This window comes from Pontibacter diazotrophicus, assembly GCF_003367245.1.
GTDB lineage: Bacteria > Bacteroidota > Bacteroidia > Cytophagales > Hymenobacteraceae > Pontibacter > Pontibacter diazotrophicus.
On sequence record NZ_QRGR01000021.1, the window covers coordinates 24,108 to 43,753 of the forward strand.

The 19,646-nt window shown below is 49.7% G+C and carries 15 protein-coding genes; 9 read left to right on the forward strand and 6 right to left on the reverse strand.

The window, feature by feature from the left end:
* Positions 1-142: 142 nt before the first annotated feature.
* The 5 genes from DXT99_RS18010 to DXT99_RS18030 form a co-directional block, all read right to left on the reverse strand.
* Positions 143-1,054, reverse strand: a complete 912-nt coding sequence (locus DXT99_RS18010) for an AEC family transporter (protein WP_115566978.1) — start codon at positions 1,052-1,054, stop codon at positions 143-145.
* Positions 1,055-1,412: 358 nt separating this feature from the next.
* Positions 1,413-2,120 carry a 2'-5' RNA ligase family protein gene (locus tag DXT99_RS18015; RefSeq protein WP_115566979.1) on the reverse strand — a complete coding sequence of 236 codons (708 nt, stop codon included), beginning with the start codon at positions 2,118-2,120 and terminating at the stop codon, positions 1,413-1,415.
* 45 nt (positions 2,121-2,165) lie between these two features.
* Positions 2,166-4,073 carry a DUF294 nucleotidyltransferase-like domain-containing protein gene (locus DXT99_RS18020; RefSeq protein ID WP_115566980.1) on the reverse strand — a complete coding sequence of 636 codons (1,908 nt, stop codon included), beginning with the start codon at positions 4,071-4,073 and terminating at the stop codon, positions 2,166-2,168.
* A complete protein-coding gene (locus tag DXT99_RS18025) occupies positions 4,070-4,768 on the reverse strand; it encodes a 3'-5' exonuclease (RefSeq protein ID WP_115566981.1) in 699 nt (232 codons plus the stop codon). The genes DXT99_RS18020 and DXT99_RS18025 overlap by 4 nt, the downstream gene beginning before the upstream one ends.
* A 225-nt stretch (positions 4,769-4,993) precedes the next feature.
* Entirely contained in the window at positions 4,994-6,772 is a 1,779-nt protein-coding gene (locus DXT99_RS18030; RefSeq protein ID WP_115566982.1) for an aminopeptidase P family protein, read from the reverse strand.
* 295 nt (positions 6,773-7,067) lie between these two features.
* Here DXT99_RS18030 and DXT99_RS18035 point away from each other — a divergent pair, with 295 nt between their 5' ends.
* From DXT99_RS18035 to DXT99_RS18075, 9 genes are all read left to right on the forward strand, one after another.
* Entirely contained in the window at positions 7,068-8,291 is a 1,224-nt protein-coding gene (locus tag DXT99_RS18035; RefSeq protein ID WP_115566983.1) for a glycoside hydrolase family 88 protein, read from the forward strand.
* Between the two features lie 719 nt (positions 8,292-9,010).
* Positions 9,011-10,258: an efflux RND transporter periplasmic adaptor subunit gene (locus tag DXT99_RS18040; protein ID WP_115566984.1), complete on the forward strand. Its 1,248-nt coding sequence runs from the start codon at positions 9,011-9,013 to the stop codon at positions 10,256-10,258.
* Between the two features lie 196 nt (positions 10,259-10,454).
* Positions 10,455-11,897, forward strand: coding sequence for a TolC family protein (locus DXT99_RS18045; protein WP_246000838.1), 1,443 nt, complete (start codon positions 10,455-10,457; stop codon positions 11,895-11,897).
* A gap of 37 nt (positions 11,898-11,934) precedes the next feature.
* Positions 11,935-12,633 carry an ABC transporter ATP-binding protein gene (locus tag DXT99_RS18050; RefSeq protein WP_115566986.1) on the forward strand — a complete coding sequence of 233 codons (699 nt, stop codon included), beginning with the start codon at positions 11,935-11,937 and terminating at the stop codon, positions 12,631-12,633.
* 4 nt (positions 12,634-12,637) lie between these two features.
* The gene (locus tag DXT99_RS18055) at positions 12,638-13,879 is read left to right on the forward strand and encodes an ABC transporter permease (RefSeq protein ID WP_115566987.1); all 1,242 of its coding nucleotides are present in this window, start codon (positions 12,638-12,640) and stop codon (positions 13,877-13,879) included.
* A gap of 20 nt (positions 13,880-13,899) precedes the next feature.
* Positions 13,900-15,057, forward strand: a complete 1,158-nt coding sequence (locus DXT99_RS18060; protein ID WP_246000817.1) for an ABC transporter permease — start codon at positions 13,900-13,902, stop codon at positions 15,055-15,057.
* 90 nt (positions 15,058-15,147) lie between these two features.
* The gene (locus DXT99_RS18065) at positions 15,148-16,527 is read left to right on the forward strand and encodes a sigma-54-dependent transcriptional regulator (RefSeq protein WP_115566989.1); all 1,380 of its coding nucleotides are present in this window, start codon (positions 15,148-15,150) and stop codon (positions 16,525-16,527) included.
* Positions 16,511-17,818 carry a sensor histidine kinase gene (locus DXT99_RS18070; protein WP_115566990.1) on the forward strand — a complete coding sequence of 436 codons (1,308 nt, stop codon included), beginning with the start codon at positions 16,511-16,513 and terminating at the stop codon, positions 17,816-17,818. Before DXT99_RS18065 ends, DXT99_RS18070 begins: the two co-directional genes overlap by 17 nt.
* A gap of 283 nt (positions 17,819-18,101) precedes the next feature.
* Positions 18,102-18,323, forward strand: coding sequence for a hypothetical protein (locus DXT99_RS18075; protein ID WP_115566991.1), 222 nt, complete (start codon positions 18,102-18,104; stop codon positions 18,321-18,323).
* A 202-nt stretch (positions 18,324-18,525) separates the two neighbouring features.
* Here DXT99_RS18075 and DXT99_RS18080 read toward each other — a convergent pair whose 3' ends face one another.
* Complete coding sequence (locus DXT99_RS18080) at positions 18,526-18,969, reverse strand: hypothetical protein (RefSeq protein WP_115566992.1); 444 nt, start codon at positions 18,967-18,969, stop codon at positions 18,526-18,528.
* Positions 18,970-19,646: the final 677 nt, after the last annotated feature.

Genomic DNA, 19,646 nt, shown 5'->3' on the forward strand with positions numbered 1-19,646 from the left:
TTTTAAAATCTCCCAAAACTGTGGTACATAGGGGATGTTAACATTTTAATATAGTAGCAGCGAAAGCACGCATAACCATCACGATAATAATGGACCATCTTGAAAACACCAAACAACAACAGGAGGACAGCCATTTATGGCCTCATATTCCATTTATAAGCCAGTACCAGATAGTCAGCGTCAGAAAGGAAATGGGGATGCCAAAGCCGATCATCATGTTAGCCAGGCGGGGCTTCAGGCCGTAGGAGGCCGCTACAATGCTTGCGGTAATCATTGGGGCCATGGCGGCTTCCATGATGGAAATCTGCGCCAGTTCCCCCCTTACACCCAGCACCTGCACGTAGAGCAGGTAAATCAGCAGCGGCGCCAGAATAAGCTGAAAGAAAAGTCCCAGGGCCAGAAAGCGCCAGTGCTTGCTGCGCCGCTCGATGTGCAACTGCATGCCCACCGACACCAGCGCCAAAGGTGTAACCGTGCTGCCCAGGCGCTGAAATACATCCTTCAATTCTTCTGAAAGGCTGATGTGCAGCACATTGAGCAGCAAAGCCAGGAAAAACATGATGAACGGGGGAAATAAAAGTATCTTTTTCGAGATGGCTTTTATATCGGGTTGGCCTTTTGAAAAAACAGCGGCCAGTGCAATGCCCAGCGTGGAAAGCACCACAAACGTTCCCGGCTGATCGATAAGAATGGCCGTCTTCAACCCTTCTGAACCATATAGCGCCTCAATAACCGGAAACCCGATGAAGGAAGTATTGCCCAAGCCAGCAGTCAGGATGAGGCAACCAATCAGTTTGCGCGACCAGCCAAATATTTTGCCCAAGCTCCAGAAGAACAGCGCCGAAGCGGCAAAGCAAATCCATGCCACCCCTACCGGTAGCAGCACAGTGCTGTCCAGCTTCACGTCCGGAATGTAGTATAGGGCCAGCGCCGGCAATGAGATATAAATAATGAACTGATTGAGTACCAGCGGTGAATTGATCGGGAAATCACGTACTCTCTGCAACAGAATACCCAGCCCCAGGCTGCCGAATAACAATATCAAACTACTCATACATTTCTCAAGAACTGCTGCAACACCTCAGCTGCTTTCAAAGGTAAGCCTGCCTTACGAGAATTATTCTGCCACAGGCATAAAGCTTAGTGAATCTTTGTAAAGAAAAGGCTGACATACTGCCTGTGAAGCTACCTTACAGGTGGAGATACCTTGAATGACCGTAGCAACAGTCCCAGCGGGACGTCCTGTTGATAGCCTAAGGTTCCAAAAGCAGATTAGCTCCGCAGGAGCGGCCTGTACATTTATCCCAAACAGGCCGCTCCTACGGAGCTAATTATCGACAGATTTTTATTTCTATCAACAGGTCGTCCCGCTGGGACTTGAAGTTAAATCAATGGATGGTACGTTACATCCGTTACCTAAGCCTAAAACGGCCCAGCAACCGCACCAAAGCCGTCCGCTGATACCAGTCGTTGTAAACCAGTTCAAGCTCACGTACCTCAGTACTTCCAAAATCATACTCCCTGTATTCCTGCACTTTATCCAGAAATACTGAAGCATTTTGCAAAGGAGCCTTAAACCTTACAACAGTACTATGTGCGGTTTGTAAAACGTAGCGGGTATCAATCGTTTGCTGAAGCGTAGCGCTTCTAAAGTTTTTCCTTAGCTTATTCCTCAAGTGGTTGAGTTGATCCGCCACAGGGAAGCCTTGGATCAGGAGGCAGGAAGGAGAGGCTGTTATGCCCCGAAAGTGTAGCTGAAAGCTTCGGAAGTTCTGAATGGTTTTCTGAACCAGTTGAATATACTCTTCCACCCTGATAGTATCTAATGAGAAGCCAGCGTGACAGGAAATAACAGACATCACCGTTACATGTATATCTGGCTCCGGGTAATAATACTGCTCCGGCTCAATTTGCTGCAACTCCAGAAGGAACTGCTCTATCCTCTTCCGAACCTCCTGCCCGGGCCGAAACAACAGCGTGACGCCGAACCTGGAGTCATTCTCAGATGCAATTAACGGATCCAGTTCAAAAGCCCCTGCCGTAAGTTCCCTCAAGGTATCTTTCCACAGTTGGTTATAATGCTTCTCTAAGTCAAATATAGGAGCAGTTTCGTCAGCCATAGGCTCATAATACTTTACTCACTTTCATCTAACAGAATAACAGCATTAGCTAAACAGGGCATTGGTAAATTTAACCTTGACGTTCGTCTGGAAGTTGGAGATGGTTTTAAATATCTCCTTCAGGGTTACCTGCTCAATCTTTGTCAGGCTTCTGATATCGATGTAATTTTCCGGTTCTGATTTATCGTTGATAATTTGGACAGCCTGCTTCTTTAACCGCATACTCATCAGGTAGTAGTACGACTGCATCAGTTCCTGGTACTCCCTTTCCTTGAACACACCTATCTCCATGAGTGCCTCCAGGCGCTCCCCGGTGTTTGTCTTGAAGATCCTGTTCTGCAGCGCGTACACCCGTACCATGTCCACGATAGGCGTCATGGCTTTCTTGATGTTGAATACCTCCTGGCTTCCGACGGTAAAGGTTTTGATGTTTTTGAAGTACGTCAGCGGCGGCTCGTACTGCATCGCGTTGTTGGCCATGTGAAACAGGAAGCGGCCCAAAGGCTTTTGCAGTTCCTCATCCAGAAACACCTTCAGTTCATCCACAATGGAGGCCTCGCCATAGATGTAGCGGCAGTCGAAGAAAGCAGAGAACTTCATCACCTTATCAGGGTCCGGCTCCTTCATCCAACTCACGTAATTGCGCTTCCAGTGCGACAGCGAGTGGGTCCATTTTGTGTTTTTTGCCATGTAGCCACCGGTACAAAAGCTGAAGCCGATTTTATCAAGCCGCTCCGACACCTGGTCTGCAAAAGCCAGGAAATACTCCCTCACCAGCTCGCGCTGCTCATTGGCTTTGTCTTCGTATATGATGGCGTTGTCCTGGTCGGTTTTGAGGGTCTGCTCTTTGCGGCCCTCGCTGCCCAGTACAATAAAAGCAAACTTGGCTGGCGGTGTGCCCATCTCGTCAATCACACCCTCAATCACTTTCAGGGCAATAGTATCCGACACCGTGGTAATTACCTGGTTCACGATCTCCGGCTTTACTCCACGGCTCAGCAATTGGTACACAATTTCCGGCACCTTCTCCCATCTCCGCCGCAGTTCCACCACAGAGCGGGCCAGCCTTACCGACTGAATGAACATGAACGGCGACTGCGCCTGCTCACTCAATAGCTTATTCCGGCTGATAAAACCAAGGTAAGCCCCGTTTTCCTCTACCAGTAAATAGCGCGTCTGAGTGCGGAACATGAGCAGGATAGCCTCATACACATAAGCTTCTGTAGGAATAGACACAATGGGGTTGTCCATGATACTGCTGACAGGCTCATGCACCTGCACCTGCCGGGCCACCACGTTATCTCGCAGCGTGATGTCGGTCACGTAGCCGATGATGTTTTCCTGCGTGTCCTTTACAAAAAGGCAGCTGACTTTTTGCTCAGCCATCCATTTTGCTGCTTCATAGATGGGTGTATCCTGGGGGCAGGATACCATATCCCGGTACTCGATGCTTTCAATTCTCCGGGAGTACAGCTGGTCCGAAGCGATGTAGTTTTGCTCAAAGGTGGTCGGCTTCTTCACGAAGTGCGCGTACTCATCGTTTATCATCCGCTTGCCAAACTCACCGGTAAAGAACTGGAAGAACGCTTCGTTTGTCTGGCAAAGTGCCCTGAAGTCTCTGCGGTGAAGAAAGTATACCACCGTTCCTTTCTTAGCAATCACCGAACGCAGCGACCTTTTCCGATTGAGCAGCACGGAAACACCTCCATAGCAATAGCCCATGTGGTGGTGCTCTATCACTCTTTTGTTGTGCTCGCTGTCATAAAAGAAAGCCTCATACTCGCCTTCTGCTATGATGTCTACTCCTCGCATTTTGGTCACCTCCTGGTGATAGATAGGCGTATCCTTCGTATATTTTACTTCCTGTAGCAGCTCCGCCACACCATGCAACACATCTTCTGAGAGCACATTAAAGGGTCGCACTGTTTTTAGAAATTCTAACTGATTGTTCATATCCAGTAACTAAGCAACAGGGAAATTACAAACATAAATAAAACACTACCGCCACAACCGGTCTTCTTATCTGCAACAGGCGCCACGACAGAATCAGCTTGTTGCCTTGCTATCATCCCCTCGTCAATGTCTCCGCGTTTCACCAACTCAAAAAAGCATTTTGCCGTGGCCCTGGCATCTACTATGGCATTATGCTGATGCTCGAGGGGCACATTGAAGAGCCGCTCATACATCTGGCCCAATCGCAGGAAGCGCTGGTGCGGGTGGAGAACAAAATTGGAAGATGCCTGCATGGTACAGAAAAGCGGTAAATCCGGTAAAGGGTTATGCATGCCGGCCCTGTGAAAACAGACTCCAACCATGTGATAGTCCAGCTGCATAAAATGGGCGATCACCAGTGGCTGGTATTGGTTCAGGTCTGCAGAAAGTTGGGTTAGCACCTCTTCCCGCTGCACGCCTTGTTCCTGCAGAAATGCACTCGTTATGCCATGTATTTTGATTGATTCCGGAGAGATTTCAAAATCATCATCCCGCACATAAAAGTTTTCTGATTTTACCTCCTGTCCGTCTTTGGTATAGATGGCCCAGGCCACCTGCACAGAAAGTGGCCAGCTATCGTTGTCAGTATAAGGGGCGTTCCAGTCTTTGGGTATACCGGTCGTTTCGGTGTCAATAAACAGCAAATAATCTCTCACGGCCTCAAAGTAGGAATAAAATCAGCAAGTATAAAGTTGGCCGGGAATTATATGTAGGTACGCTCTTTTTGATGTGTGTCCATTAGGAACATAAATATGCTATGCCCTACCTACCTGCATGGTGTAGCAAGTAAGTAAGGGCATAGCAGGATGTAAAGCGGTAAAAGATACTTAAACACCTATTACCTGCGAAGCCAACAATTTAACAATCCAACAATTTAACAATTAAACAGCCTTCGCTTTCTCCTTCAGCCAGCTTAGCTCCTCCTCAGATAAATGCGGACCCAGCTGCTCCACTACCCGCTGGTTATATTCATTCAGCCACTTTACCTGGTGTGCCTCCAGCAGTTCTTTTTTAACCGGTGTGGTGTCAATTAAAGCCAGGGTGAGGTGTTCGAAGGTATAAAACTCGCCAAACTCGTTTTTCTCGTCCTGTACCGTGAGCACCAGGTTCTCGATGCGGATGCCGTGCTTGCCGGTTCGGTAAATACCGGGCTCCACCGAGGAAATCATCCCCAAAGAGATGGCAACAGGCGTTGGAGATGCATTCAGCACATGCGGCCCCTCATGCACATTCAGGAAGAACCCAACGCCGTGGCCCGTGCCGTGGCCGTAGTTGCGGGCATGGTCCCAGAGCGGTTTGCGCGTGATGGCATCTATCTGGTAACCGGGAGTGCCTTTCGGGAAGCGGGCAGTGGACCCGTCAATCATACCTTTTAGTACCAGTGTATAATCAGTGCTTTCCTCCTCTGTCAGGTTGCCCAGCGATACCACACGGGTGATGTCGGTGGTGCCGGTGGTGTACTGCCCGCCGGAATCCAGCAGGAACAGGCCGTCCGCCTGCAGTTCGGCATCGCTCTCTTCCGTCACCCTGTAATGCGGCAGGGCACCGTGTGCTTTGTAACCGGCAATGGTATCGAAGCTTTCGCCCACAAAGCCCTCCTGCTCTGCCCGGAACTCGCGCACTTTAGCAGCCACAGAGAGCTCCGTCACTTTGGTCTTACCTACATTCTCCTCCAGCCACTTAAAGAAGCGCGTCAGGGCCACGCCATCTTTTATCATGGTTTCGCGGGTGTTCTCTATTTCCACCTCGTTTTTCTGCGCTTTAAAGAAGGTCGTAGGGTTTGTGTCCTGTACCACGCGCACGGAGGCTGGCAACTGCTTGTACAGGGCATGGCAATTTCGTTTCGGGTCGATGAGGATGCTGGCGCCATTCGGCAGAAAAGCGATAGCCTTCTCAATCAGGTCATAAGACTCCAGCTCAACTCCCGCTGCGAGTAGTTTCTCCTGGTCCTCCTGGCTTAGTTTGGTGGTATTGATAAAAAGTATGGCGGCCTCTTGGCTGATGAGCGCAAAGCTCAGCACCACCGGGTTACATTTCACATCGGCGCCGCGAAGGTTAAAAAGCCAGGCCATGTCATCCAATGAAGAAATTACATGGTAGTCGGCTCTATGCTTCTTCAGGGCCGCACGCAGCCGCTCCAACTTGCTTTGCAGCGACTCCCCTACCGTTTCCTCTCCTACCAGAAAAGCCGGGGCCGTAGGCAATGCCGGTCTGTTTTGCCAGATGGGTTCCAGGTAGTCGCGGTCGCTGTTCAGGTTGATGCCGAGTGGCGACAGCTGCGACTCCAGCATCTGGGCCAGCCCTACAGAGATAAGCTTCGCATCGTAAGCTACTGTGGCCCCTGCTGGCAGGCGCTCATCCAGCCACTGGATATATTCCGGGGTGTTCTGTGCCTTTAGTGACACCAGTTCAAAGCCGGTATCGGCTAGCTGCTCTTTTGCCTGCACAAAGTAGCGGGCGTCGGTCCAGAGGCCCGCGAAATCTTCCGTTATCACCAAGGTGCCGGCCGAGCCGGTAAAGCCGGAGGCAAATTCAATGCACTTGTATCTGTCTGGTAAATATTCGCTGATGTGCGGGTCTGCCGAAGGAATGATGTAAGCGCTTACACCTTCGCCTTTCATCTGACTGCGAATGGCGGCTAATCTTTCTTTATATTTCATAGTTTTATCTATCGGTTTAAGGCAAATTAAGAAAAGATGAGCGGAAATGCTTGCCGTTCCGTACCCGTATGCTTCGAAGACTGGTTATCAGGAGTAAAACCTATAGAATTAATTTCAGCAGGAAAAGCCTCTTCATACTATAATTAACTATATTTAATCTTATGCCGTGAATTTCGATTCCCGGTTATGGATTTAACTATTCATCAACGCACAGCATACTTAAAAGGCCTGATTGCCTGAACCGGCGCAAACGGACCAGAACATTCTAACATCATCTATAAATACACCCGATTTTATGCGACAAAAACATTTATACGCCAAAGCACTCCTGATTGCCAGCGTATGCCTGGGCTCTGCCTGTAGCAGCAGTGAGAGAGCGCAGGTAAATGACCTGAATCCTACGCAAGAGGTGCTTACGCTTGCTGATTCAGCTTTCCAGGATGCCGCAGCGCAGTACAAGGTGCTGATGGCCCGGCTTCCGGAGGATAAATTGCCGAAAACATTTCATGAAGAAAGGGATTACCTGGAAACCAGCGACACAGAGTGGTGGACCAGCGGATTTTACCCGGGCACGCTGTTATACCTGTTTGAAGAAACCGGTGACCAGGTGCTTTATGAGGAGGCGATGCGCGTGCTGACCTTACTGGAAAAAGAACAGTACAATACCTCCACGCACGACCTGGGCTTCATGATGTACGACAGCTATGGCAATGCCAACCGCATTAACCCGTCCCCGGAGTACAAGCAGGTGCTGCTAAACAGTGCCCGTTCGCTGGCCACCCGTTTTAACCCGGCCGTAGGCGCTATCCGTTCCTGGGATTCTAAACCGGAAGATTTCATCGTGATCATCGACAATATGATGAACCTCGATCTGCTCTTCTGGGCAACAAAAGAAACCGGCGACTCCACCTATTATGACATTGCCGTGACGCATGCCAATACCACCATGCAAAACCACTTCCGGCCTGACAACAGCACCTACCACGTCATCAACTACAACCCCACCACCGGCGAAGTACAGGAAAAGAAAACCGCACAGGGAGCAGCTGATGAATCGGCCTGGGCAAGAGGGCAGGCATGGGGGCTTTACGGCTTTATTGACACCTACCGCGAAACAAAAGACGAAAAATACCTGCAACAGGCGCAGCGCATCGCCGAGTTTATGCTGAACCATGAGAACATGCCGGAAGATAAAATCCCATACTGGGATTTCCATGCCCCCGGCATCCCGGACGCGCTACGCGACGCCTCTGCCGCAGCCATCACCGCCTCTGCTCTTTTGGAGTTGAGCCAGTATGTGGATCAGGCAAAGGGACAGGAATACTTTAATACAGCAGAGACTATAATCAAGAACCTGTCTTCAGACGAATACAAAGCAGCGCCTGGCACCAATGGTGGTTTCATATTAAAACGCGGCGTTGGCCACATGCCGGCAGGTACCGAGGTAGATGTACCGCTTACGTATGGCGACTACTATTACATTGAGGCTTTGAAACGCTATAAAGAGCTAGCTGGGTAGATTTATCCCAAACAGTACTAAGCACCAGCGCCGGCTCTCTATCAGGAAAGCCGGCGCTGGTGCTTTATAGTGGCTGATATGTTCATAAATGTCCATCCTCCCAATCCTCCCAATCCTGAAAATCCTGCTTCTGACAGATTATACCACTTCAACTGAACTATGCGCCATAGCTTCTCAAGGAGTTTCTAAGCCAAGGGCCTCCGAGAATGATTGATGCTGTCTAAGCTACCGTTGCAACGGTTCATCCAGCGGCATCAGACCTAATGTCTCATTTCTAATGCTCTGTGCTCTCTAGGCCGAGAGGCCTCGTCTTCGGGCATCGCGCTGTGTATATTTCCTGCCTATCGGCTGCCACTGGCGTGGCACCGGAAATTTACAAGGCGCTCAACCCAAAGACTGGAAACAGATTCACTTCGTGCTGACTATTAGAAAACGCTGTTGCATAATGGAGGGAGCTTAACGTTTTTGGTATCATTTGTAACGATTAAACAGGTTATAGAAGTCCCTCCAAGGTATTACAGCCTCATTCTGTTTAGTTTCATCAACCCTATTTGCTTTTCCACCATCCTCTCCTCCCAAAACCGAACAAACTGTTCAATATTGAACACTTTTCAAAGAGCAAAAGACGCCTATCCAAACCACAAACAACTGATTTACAACATCTTGTATTACTGGCATATGAATTGGCTATATAGTTCAGAATCAGATTAGAAAACAAGATGGACCGTGAACTATCCGCCGCTACAAAACAAGCTCACAAGCGCAAGCGCTTCTGGCAAATCGGTGTCGCTATTGCGTTGGTGGCAGCAGCCATTTTTGGTTTCAGGACCCTTATTACACCAAGCATCGGGCGAAGCGAAATCAGAACGGCCACAGTGGAACATGGACCGGTGGTAGCCACCTTAACCGCTTCCGGCGTGGTGGTACCGGAGCATGAGCAGGCCATTACCAGTCCCATACAGGCCCGCATTGAGCAGGTGGTGCGCACATCCGGTGAAGAAGTTGAACCCGGTGACCAGGTGCTGCTGCTGGACAGGTCTTTCTCGCAACTGACTTACGACAAGCTCAAAGACGAGCAGGAAATGAACCAGCACAAGCGGGTGCAGCTCCGGCTACAGCTACAGAAAAAGCTGAATGCGCTGGAGTCGCAGCTGGCGATAAAGCGCATGAGTGTGAAAAGCCTGCAGGCCCGCCTCGAAGACGAGCAGTACCTGCTGAAGATTGGAGGCGGCACCCAGGAACAGGTAAAGCAGGCCGAACTCAATCTGAGAATTTCACAGCAGGAACTGGCTCAACTGGAGCGCGATATCGCCAGCGAGCGGGAGCTGCTGAAAGCAGACGAGCAGGAACTAGGCTTTACACTGGCCATGCAGGGACGAACTATTGAAGAGCTGGAGCGCAAAATGCAGCAGGCCGAAGTGCGGGCAACGCACCGCGGGGTGGTTACCTGGGTGAAGAACGAGATCGGCAGCAACGTGAATGCGGGGGATGTAATTGTTCGGCTCGCTGACCTGAGCAGCTTTAAAATAAAAGCGGCTGTATCAGATGCTTTTGCGGAGCAGCTACAGACAGGTGGTGAAGCTACGATACGTGTCAACGACACCGACCTGAATGGCACCATTGCCGCTATAGAGCCGACAGTCACAAACGGGACGGTCACCTTTTTTGTGGCGCTGCATGAAAATGCCCACAAGGTGCTGCGCCCTAACCTGCGCGTGGATGTGTACGTGACCACCGCCACAAAGCCCAATACCCTTCGGGTGAAGAACGGACCTTACTTCAACAGTGCCCACAACAACGACAGGCTATTTGTGGTGCGTGGCGATGAACTTGTACAAATACCAGCCAGCACCGGGGCAAGCAACACAGACTTTGTAGAAGTAGAAGGCAGCGTGCAGCCGGGAGATGAAGTAGTGATTTCTTCACTGGAAGACTACGAACACCTGAAGAAAATCAAACTAGATTAAGTTTTCCGAATCATGTAGCACGAATCAAGTATCACGATTTATTTTATCCGCCCCGCTTTTCTGAGCTATGAAAAAATACTTCATCAATCTCTTTACAATATTATAAACATTCTCTTTTGTCATGATACTTTATTCGTGCACCGTGCTACCCAAAACTAAAACTATAAAAAGCCATTTAATCTTCTGTTTGTGGTTTGTGTGCCTCCTGCTGCTATCTGACCTAACTTTCGCCCAACCTGCTACGCGCCAGCTGCGCCTGCAGGAGGTGATTGAGATGGCGCAGGAGCAGTCGGCGGTGGCACGACAGGTGGAAACGACGCGGGAAACCAGCTACTGGCAGTGGCGCAGCTTTAAGGCAGGCTATAAGCCCCAGCTAAGTATAGAAGGCATACTGCCCGACTTCCGCCGCACCATTAATCCGGTAACGCAACCAGACGGCACCCTGGAGTTTAAGCCCGTGTCCAATAACTACTCCGAGGTGGGCCTGACGCTGGAGCAGGTAATCAGCCCAACGGGCGGCAGCATTTTCGTGACGTCGCTGATGCAGCGCTTCGATGACTTTGAAAGAACCCAGACCCGCTACAATGGCAACCCGGCTATCATCGGCTTCGAACAGCCCCTGTTTGCTTATAACAGGCTGCGCTGGGAAAGGCGCATTGAGCCGCTACGGTATGAAGAATCGCAGAGGCAGTACTTAGAAGACCGGGAGAAAATCGCCGTAACAGCGACCACCCTTTATTTCGACCTGCTGCTGGCACAGGTAAACCAGGATATAGCGGCCAAAAACCTGGCGAACAACGACACACTGTACCAGGTGGCGCAGGAGAAGTATAAACTGGGTCGCCTCTCTAAAAACGACTTGCTCCAGCTGCGCCTTGCCGTGCTGAATGCAGGATTGGCGCAGGCACAGGCAACACTGGATGCACAAACTGCCCTGCTTGCCCTGCAAACCTATGTAGGCCTGCGCGACAGCCTGCAACTTCAGCTACAGGTGCCGGAAGATATCCCCTCAGCCGATGTGCAGGCCGCAATAGCTTTGTCAGAAGCCTACAAAAACAGGAAAGAAAACCTGAACTTCCAGCGCCGCTTGCTGGAGGCAGAAAGTGGCGTGGCCAAAGCAAAAGGTGACAACGGTTTCAATGCCAGCGTTTACGCAACCTTCGGCCTCACCAACCGCGGCGAGAACTGGAGAGACATTTACCAGCAGCCCGAGAACCAGCAGGGGGTGCAGATTGGGTTCAACATGCCGCTACTGGACTGGGGCCGCCAGCGCGCCAACTACAAAGTAGCGGCCCTGGACCGGAAACTGGTGCAGCACACGGTAGCGCAGGAAGAGGCAAGCTTTGAGCAGGCTGTTATCACGCAGGTAAACCAGTACAACATGCTCAAAAACCGCATAAAAGCCACCGCCGAAGCCGATGCCATTGCCCAGGAACGCTACGACATCGCCAAAAGCATTTACCTGATTGGCCGCATCAGCATCACAGATCTGGGCATTGCCCTGACAGAGAAAGACCAGGCGCGCCGGGCATACATTGCCTCGCTCAGTGAGTTCTGGGAAGCTTATTATAATCTCCGCCAGCTAACGCTCTTTGATTTTGAGAAGCAGGAAGTACTGACCATGAAAGAAGCAGAATAGATTTTAAAGCAATATATTAGAACTAAGAAATAAGACGATGATAACGCTAAAAAATATCGAGAAAGTCTACCAGACAAAGTCCATCGAAACGGTAGCCTTGCAAAACGTGAACCTGACGGTTCCACAGGGGGAGTTCCTCTCCATCATGGGCCCATCGGGTTGCGGCAAAAGTACGCTCCTCAACATCATGGGGCTGCTGGATGTGCCCAGCAGCGGCACCGTGGAAATTGGGGGGAAGCTTATTACCTCTTACAAAGACAAAGAACTGGCGCACCTCCGCAACGAGAAAATAGGCTTCGTTTTCCAGAGCTACCACCTGATCCAGGATTTGAGCGTGCTGGACAATGTGGAACTGCCCCTCCTCTACCGCCCCCATGTGTCAGCCGCTGATCGCCGGAAGCGGGCGCAGGTAGCGCTGGAGAAAGTGGGCCTCAGCTCCCGCACGGGCCACTACCCAAGCCAGCTATCGGGCGGGCAGCGCCAGCGGGTGGCCATTGCCCGCGCCCTTATTGGCATGCCGGAAATCATCCTGGCCGATGAGCCGACCGGTAACCTGGACTCCGTCATGGGCGAGGAAATCATGCAGATCCTCCTGGACCTGAACCGCCAGGAGTTTACCACCATCGTGATGGTGACACACGATGAGCAGATGGCCCAGAAAACAGAGCGCCTGGTGCGGTTCTTCGACGGGCAGCAGGTATCTGACGCTAAACTGTACGACTTCCAAAAAGCCTAAAGTCATGTTGAAGAACTATATAAAAATAGCCTGGAAGGTGCTCTTGCGGCGCAAGTTCTTTACTTTCATCAGCCTCTTCGGTATCAGCTTTACCCTGATGGTACTCATGGTGGTGACCGCCCTCTTCGACCATACCTTCGGACCGCAGATGCCGGAGCAGAAAACAGACGAACTGCTTTTCGTGAACATCATGCGCGAACAGCGGGATGGCGGCTTTATGAGCAGTGGCCCACCCAGTTACTACTTCCTCAACCGCTACGTGCACACTTTAGAGACTCCTGAGAACGTATCTATCAATTCCGTATTTGTTACTGTTAACAGTTATGTGAACAATAAAAAGCTGGCACTCGACATTAAATTTACGGATGCGCAGTTCTGGCAAATCCTGGATTTCAACTTCCTGGAAGGCAAGCCATTCGGGAAGCAGGAAGTAGCGTATGCCAGCCGCGTAGCCGTGATCAACGAAAACACACGACGGCAATACTTCGGCACAGGCGAGGCCATAGGGCAAGAGATTGAAGTAGACCAGGTGAATTACAAAGTAGTGGGAGTGGTAGAAGATGTACCCGTACTACGGTTGCATTCTTACGCTGACATATGGGTGCCGATTACCCTTCGTAGCCAGGAATTTAAGAACACCGGTCTGAGAGGCACTTATTTCGCCACGATAAAAGCACGGCAGGCAGCAGACATTCCGGGCATAAAGAACGAATATGCACATATGATGCAAGAGGTAGAGCGACAGAACCCGGAAAAAGGAACAGCACTTCACTCTTTCCCTGACTCTATTCTCGAAAGCTTTGCCCGTACCCTATTGGGAAAAGGCCGGGAAGGCAAGCTTGGGTTGCTCTACGTTATACTGACTGGCATCACGCTGCTTTTCATGCTGCTGCCCACCATCAACCTTATCAACATAAACATCAGCCGCATCATGGAACGGTCCTCTGAAATTGGGGTCCGGAAAGCTTTTGGTGCCTCGTCCAACACCATCATTGGGCAGTTTGTCGTCGAAAATGTCTTCCTGACGCTGATAGGCGGTTTGTTCGGCTTTGCGCTGTCAGCCCTGGTCCTTGAAATGATAAACGACAGCCGCCTCATCGCTTATGCAGACCTGAGCCTTAACCTGCGGGTATTTGCGTGGGGATTGCTGCTCTGCCTGATTTTTGGTCTTATCTCCGGGGTTTACCCGGCCTTTAAAATGTCACGTTTACACGCCGTAGAGGCACTGAAAGGAGGATCCAAATGATACGCCATCTGCTTAAACTAATGTGGAACCGGAAGAAGAGCAACTTCCTGCTGATAACTGAAATTTTCTTTTCCTTTCTGGTACTGTTCGGGGTGATGAGCCTGGTCATATACAATTACCTCAACTACACAAAGCCACTAGGCTACGATTATGAAAATGTGTGGCATATTTCGCTACGCCCTAATTCTGACTCTACCGCCCAGAACCGCCTGGTTCAGGAGCAACTGCTTCAGCGGATTCGTGGCTTCCAACAGGTAGAAGCTGCTTCCTACTCTAACAGTAATGTTCCCTTTGCCTTCAGCCAGATGGGAATGAGCCTTTCGTATGGCAACGCCAAAGATGTGCAGACGAATGCATTTGATGCGCAGGACGATTTAAAGGATGTGCTGCGGCTCCAGGTGCGGGAAGGCAGATGGTTCGGCCCTCAGGATGACGCCTCCACACACAAACCGGTTGTGATAAACGGGATGTTGAAACAGAAGCTGTTTGGGGAGGAGGACGCCTTAGGGAAGCTCATTCCCGTTGATGACTCTACCCATTACAAGGTTGTTGGGGTGATGGATTATTACCGGGCTTACAGTGAATACGATGCCGATGCGCCTGCCTACTTTTCCCGCATCAACCTCCAGGAAAACAACAACCATTTATGGGGCAGCCTTTTACTACGGGTAAAGCCGGGCACGGGCGTGGCCTTTGAGGAGAAGATGATGAAGGAGCTCTCCGGTATCGCCAAAGACTGGACCATGGAAGTAGCCACGCTGGAGACGATGCGCCAGAGCAAAGTCAGGCTCACGCTGGTTCCGATGATCGCGCTGGGACTGGTTTGCGGCTTTCTGATTTTCAATGTTGCCCTCGGCCTGTTTGGGGTGCTGTGGTACAACATCAACAAACGCACTTCTGAGATTGGTTTACGGCGTGCCATGGGTGCCACGGCTGGGCAGATCTATAAACAGTTTCTGGGAGAAATACTCGTCGTGACTACGTTTGGTCTTCTACTGGGTTGTTTCTTTGCCGGACAGTTCCCACTGTTGGGGGTATTTGAGCTGTCCCCGGAGGTATATGTGACCGCTATACTCATTGCCGTGGCACTTATCTACATCCTGGTTATCAGCTGCGCCCTCTATCCCAGCAGGCAGGCGGCAGCCATACACCCGGCTACCGCCTTGCACGAAGAGTAAAAAAAATTAAACCTGGGTGGCTTCAAAAGCCATCCAGGTTTACTCCTTTCTACAAAACACCTATATTTATATACTGTACCCTGACACCTCATGATCCTCATAATAGACGACGATATTGCCGTACGCGCCTCTCTAAACCTTTTGCTCAAGCAGAAAGGCTTTAAAACCAAAGAGGCAGCCTCACCGAAAGAGGCGTTGGAACTGGCGCAGCTCCACCAGTTCCAGCTCGTGATCATGGACATGAACTTCTCTATTGAAACCACCGGCCAAGATGGACTGCAGCTACTGGAACAGTTTAAGAAGCTGATGCCGGCGGTGCCGGTTATCCTCATCACGGGCTGGGGCTCCATCAACCTGGCAGTCGAAGGTATGCGTGCCGGTGCCGCCGATTTCATCACCAAACCCTGGAGCAACGATTACCTGCTGCAGTCGGTGCGCACAGCGCTCAGCCTGTCGGAGGAGGCTGCTGATGCAGATGATGCCCTGACACGCAAAAAGCTGGACCAGCAGTATGATTTAAGCTTTATTGTAGGCCAGGACCAGGAGTTGCTGAAGATACTGAAGAAGGTTGGCCAGATTGGCCCTACTGATGCTTCTGTCCTGATTGAAGGCGAAAGTGGCACCGGAAAAGAACTGATTGCAGAGGCCGTGCACCGCAACAGCCTCCGCAAAAGTCAGCCCTTTGTAAAAGTGAACCTAGGCGGCATATCCTCTTCCCTCTTCGAAAGTGAGATGTTCGGCCACAGGCGCGGTGCTTTCACCGATGCCAAGGCCGACCGTGTGGGCCGTTTTGAGATGGCCAACAAAGGCACCATTTTCCTGGATGAGATAGGGGAACTGGACCTGAGCAGCCAAGTAAAGCTGCTGCGTGTGCTGCAGGACCGGACCTATGAAGTACTGGGCGACAGCAAATCCCGGAAACTCGACATCCGGGTGGTGTGCGCCACCAACCGCAACCTGGAGCAACTGGTGGAAGAGGGCAAGTTCCGGGAAGACCTGTTCTACCGCATCAACCTGATAAAAGTACGGCTTCCCGCCTTGCGGGAGCGCTCTGATGACATACCGCTGCTGGTACAGTACTTTGTGGGCAACCTGAAAAAAGTATACCATCGCCCGGAGCTACAGGTGAGCACCCGTGCCCTGCAATGGCTGAAAGAACTGGCGCTGCCGGGAAATATCAGGGAGTTGAAGAACCTGGTGGAGCGCACGGTGCTGGTGGCTGAAAGTGATATGCTGGAGGCAGAGGATTTCCAGGCGCAGGCGCAACAGAGCCCTGCCAAACCGGGTGATAAAACGCTTCCTGCCGTGGGCACCATGACGCTGGAGCAGATGGAGGCTTCGATGATTAAGAAGTCGATGGACTTTTACCACAACAACATCAGCAAAGTAGCCAGGGCACTGGGCTTAAGCCGTGCCGCCCTGTACCGCCGCCTCGACAAATTCAAAATCCCCTATGACCCTGCGGACTAAATTTCTGCTGTTTGCCGCATTCGTGCACACCCTGCTGGGGATAATGGCCTGGTACCTCTTGCAGGAAAACAAATTCCTCTTCCTGGGGATGGAGCTGGTTATACTAATCTCGGTGCTGGTGACGGTGCAGTTATACTATGCATTCTTTAAGCCGCTAAAACTTATAAGAGCAGGGATAGAAGCTATCCGGGACAAGGACTTCTCTACAAAATTCATGGCAGTGGGCCAGCAGGACATGGACGAACTGGTAGTTGTGTACAACCGCATGATAGACCAGTTGCGAAAGGAACGTGTGGGGCAGGCAGAAAAACATTTCTTACTGGAGAAGCTGATACAGGCCTCCCCTGCCGGCATTATTCTGTTGGGCTTCGATAACCAGGTAGAAAGCGTGAACCCGGCGGCAGAGCGTTTTCTGCAGCACAAAGCACAGGTTCTGCTGGGGAAACACGTAAGCCAGTTGCCGCAGAACTGGGCAAAGGAGTTAGTGCACCTTTCTTCCGGCCAGTCCACCACCTTCCGCCTGCATGGCACCTGGACCTATCGCTGCCACCGCGCCCACTTCCTGGACCGTGGTTTTCAGCATTACTTTATCCTGATAGAGGAACTAACGGAGGCCATTCTCCAAAATGAGCGACAGGCTTACGAGAAGGTTATCCGGGTGATGTCGCATGAAGTAAACAACACCACCGGGGCCATCAACTCCATATTAGACTCTTTGCAGTACTATACGCCCCAGCTGGAGCCGGAGCACCAGCCTGATTTTGAGCATGTGCTGCAGGTAGCCATCGACCGTAACGCCAACCTGAGCCGTTTTATGGCCAACTTTGCGGAAGTTGTGCGCCTGCCTCAGCCAAAAAAGGCTCCCAAAGATTTACATACTCTCCTGCAGAGGCTGCAGCGCCTGCTGCAACCGCAACTGGAGAAGCGCCACATCAGCTGCACCTGGCAGCTAGCGTCACAGCCCCTTGTCATTCCGATAGATGAGCAGCAGATGGAGCAGGTAGTGCTTAATATTCTGAAGAACGCCATGGAGGCTATAGGAGAGGAAGGGGAAATCAGCATCCGGACGCAGCTCAACCCGCCACAGCTATCCATCACAGACAACGGCGAGGGAATCCCCCATGAGGTGCAGCAGCATCTTTTTACACCCTTTTACACAACCAAAAACAATGGCCAGGGCATTGGCCTTACAATGGTGCGCGATATCCTCGTTAACCACGGCTTTACCTTCTCCTTAAGCTCTGAGGCAGGCCTCACCAGCTTCACCGTTAAACTGCAGCCTTTAGCCTGAAGCGGGCTTTTTTCATCGAATCATTAACTATGACAATTTAGTGAAAAAGCACCATTTTTGTGCACTTTTCCGCTTCACACATAACAACCATTTATTTAACAACTCCACTTTTTTTTTATCATATACCTTCAAACCCTTTTAAACTATTGGCAAAAGTATAAATATTCAGACCAATACATGAAAATTTGCAAGTTTGTAAACTTTTTGTAAATTTTTCCGTAGCACGACCATACAAGTTATATTTTTATTCCTTACATTAGACCTATAGTTAGCACCCAAGGTCATGGAATATAACATCATAATCGCCCCGACATTAGAAATATTAGCATCAGAAGTAGCAGGTTTTATCCCGCAAGGCTGGAAATTAAAAGGAGCTATTCTGGAGCATATGAACGGTTACGCGCAACAAATTGTGCGTCACCCGAAAGACAGTATCCGCCTGTTGCAGCAACAGCACCAGCAGCAGACTGCTGTCAAACAGCGCCGCACCAGATGGATTGAATAGATAGCTGCTTCTCTTAGTTTTAAAACGTTTCATTTTATCCTTAAGAAAGGCCACCTTCATATACATGCACAAGTATATGAAGGTGGCCTTTCTTATGGATGAATAGGGTGAAGGGCTGTTCCTACTTCACATTCTCTTCTTATAGAGTATGAAGAAGGAACACGTATCTCTTTTATCTCAGAGTATTTTTAAGTATTGAACTCTATTCCTGCCTGATAAATCTGTAAATATACACCCCTTTCGCAGATGTTTCTTCTCCGGAACCATCATCGTAGCTGGCCCACTGGATCTCATTCATCCAAACCATCGAGTCTGCCGACATATGGAGGATATCATAGCCAACAGATGTTTTCCCGGTTTGCGAAAGGTATATGTAGTTTTCATTATCCTGTTTAGGAAACGTATATACCCATGTATCAACGCCTTCCACACCAGGATGGCTTATATCAACATTGTTTCCCTTAAAATTAAATCGTACATCTACATCGGCTGAATCGGCATACACCACATTGCCGTCTAAATCATAATATTCCTCTGAGGTAAAGTTGTTAGACCACTGTCCTTTAACTAACTGAGCTATGGCAGGCTCAGGAGTGGGCACAGCAGGATCGTCATCATCGTTACAGCCTGTTAAAAACAGAGCCATGAGACAGGGTACTAATAAGAGTTTTTTCATTGGTTAAAAAATGTGTTGAGTGAAAAATAATCTTTAAGACAGACAAAATCCCTAATTCGATTGGTGTGTACGAAGACTATTACATTAAAGATTCTACATCTTTGATATTTAATATTAAACCCTTCTTATATAGTTATAGTCATTCATTTTACACCACTCCTTTCAATCAGAATGTTTATTTTAATAAACACGTGCTTTCTTAAGCAGACCAGCCAGGTCCTGGAAGTAAAAGTGAAAGCCTCAAAAGAACTGGGAAGCCTATCTAAATTTTACATTAACACGTAAGAAGCTATCTCTTTCTCCTTAATACATTGACAGGTGATTATTATTTGATGGCATAACGAAGAGCATACACACAAAATGGCTTCATGGTTTCAATGTTTATAAGCATCAGACATCCCTTCAAAAGAAATGTCTTCTTTGTTACATTAACATCAGGAGCATATTTTTTCAGCCATCACACAAAGAATCATTACACATTAATTATCAGCCACATATACCAAAATAAACAAATTCAAACAGCAGAAGAACCGGCTTATCAAAATAACCTATTGCCGTCCGGAAGCAATGCATAAACAGTTCTATTGATAATAAAATCAGCGCCGCAGCCAAAACAAATAACTTTTTTGGTTACAAAGTATCTTTTT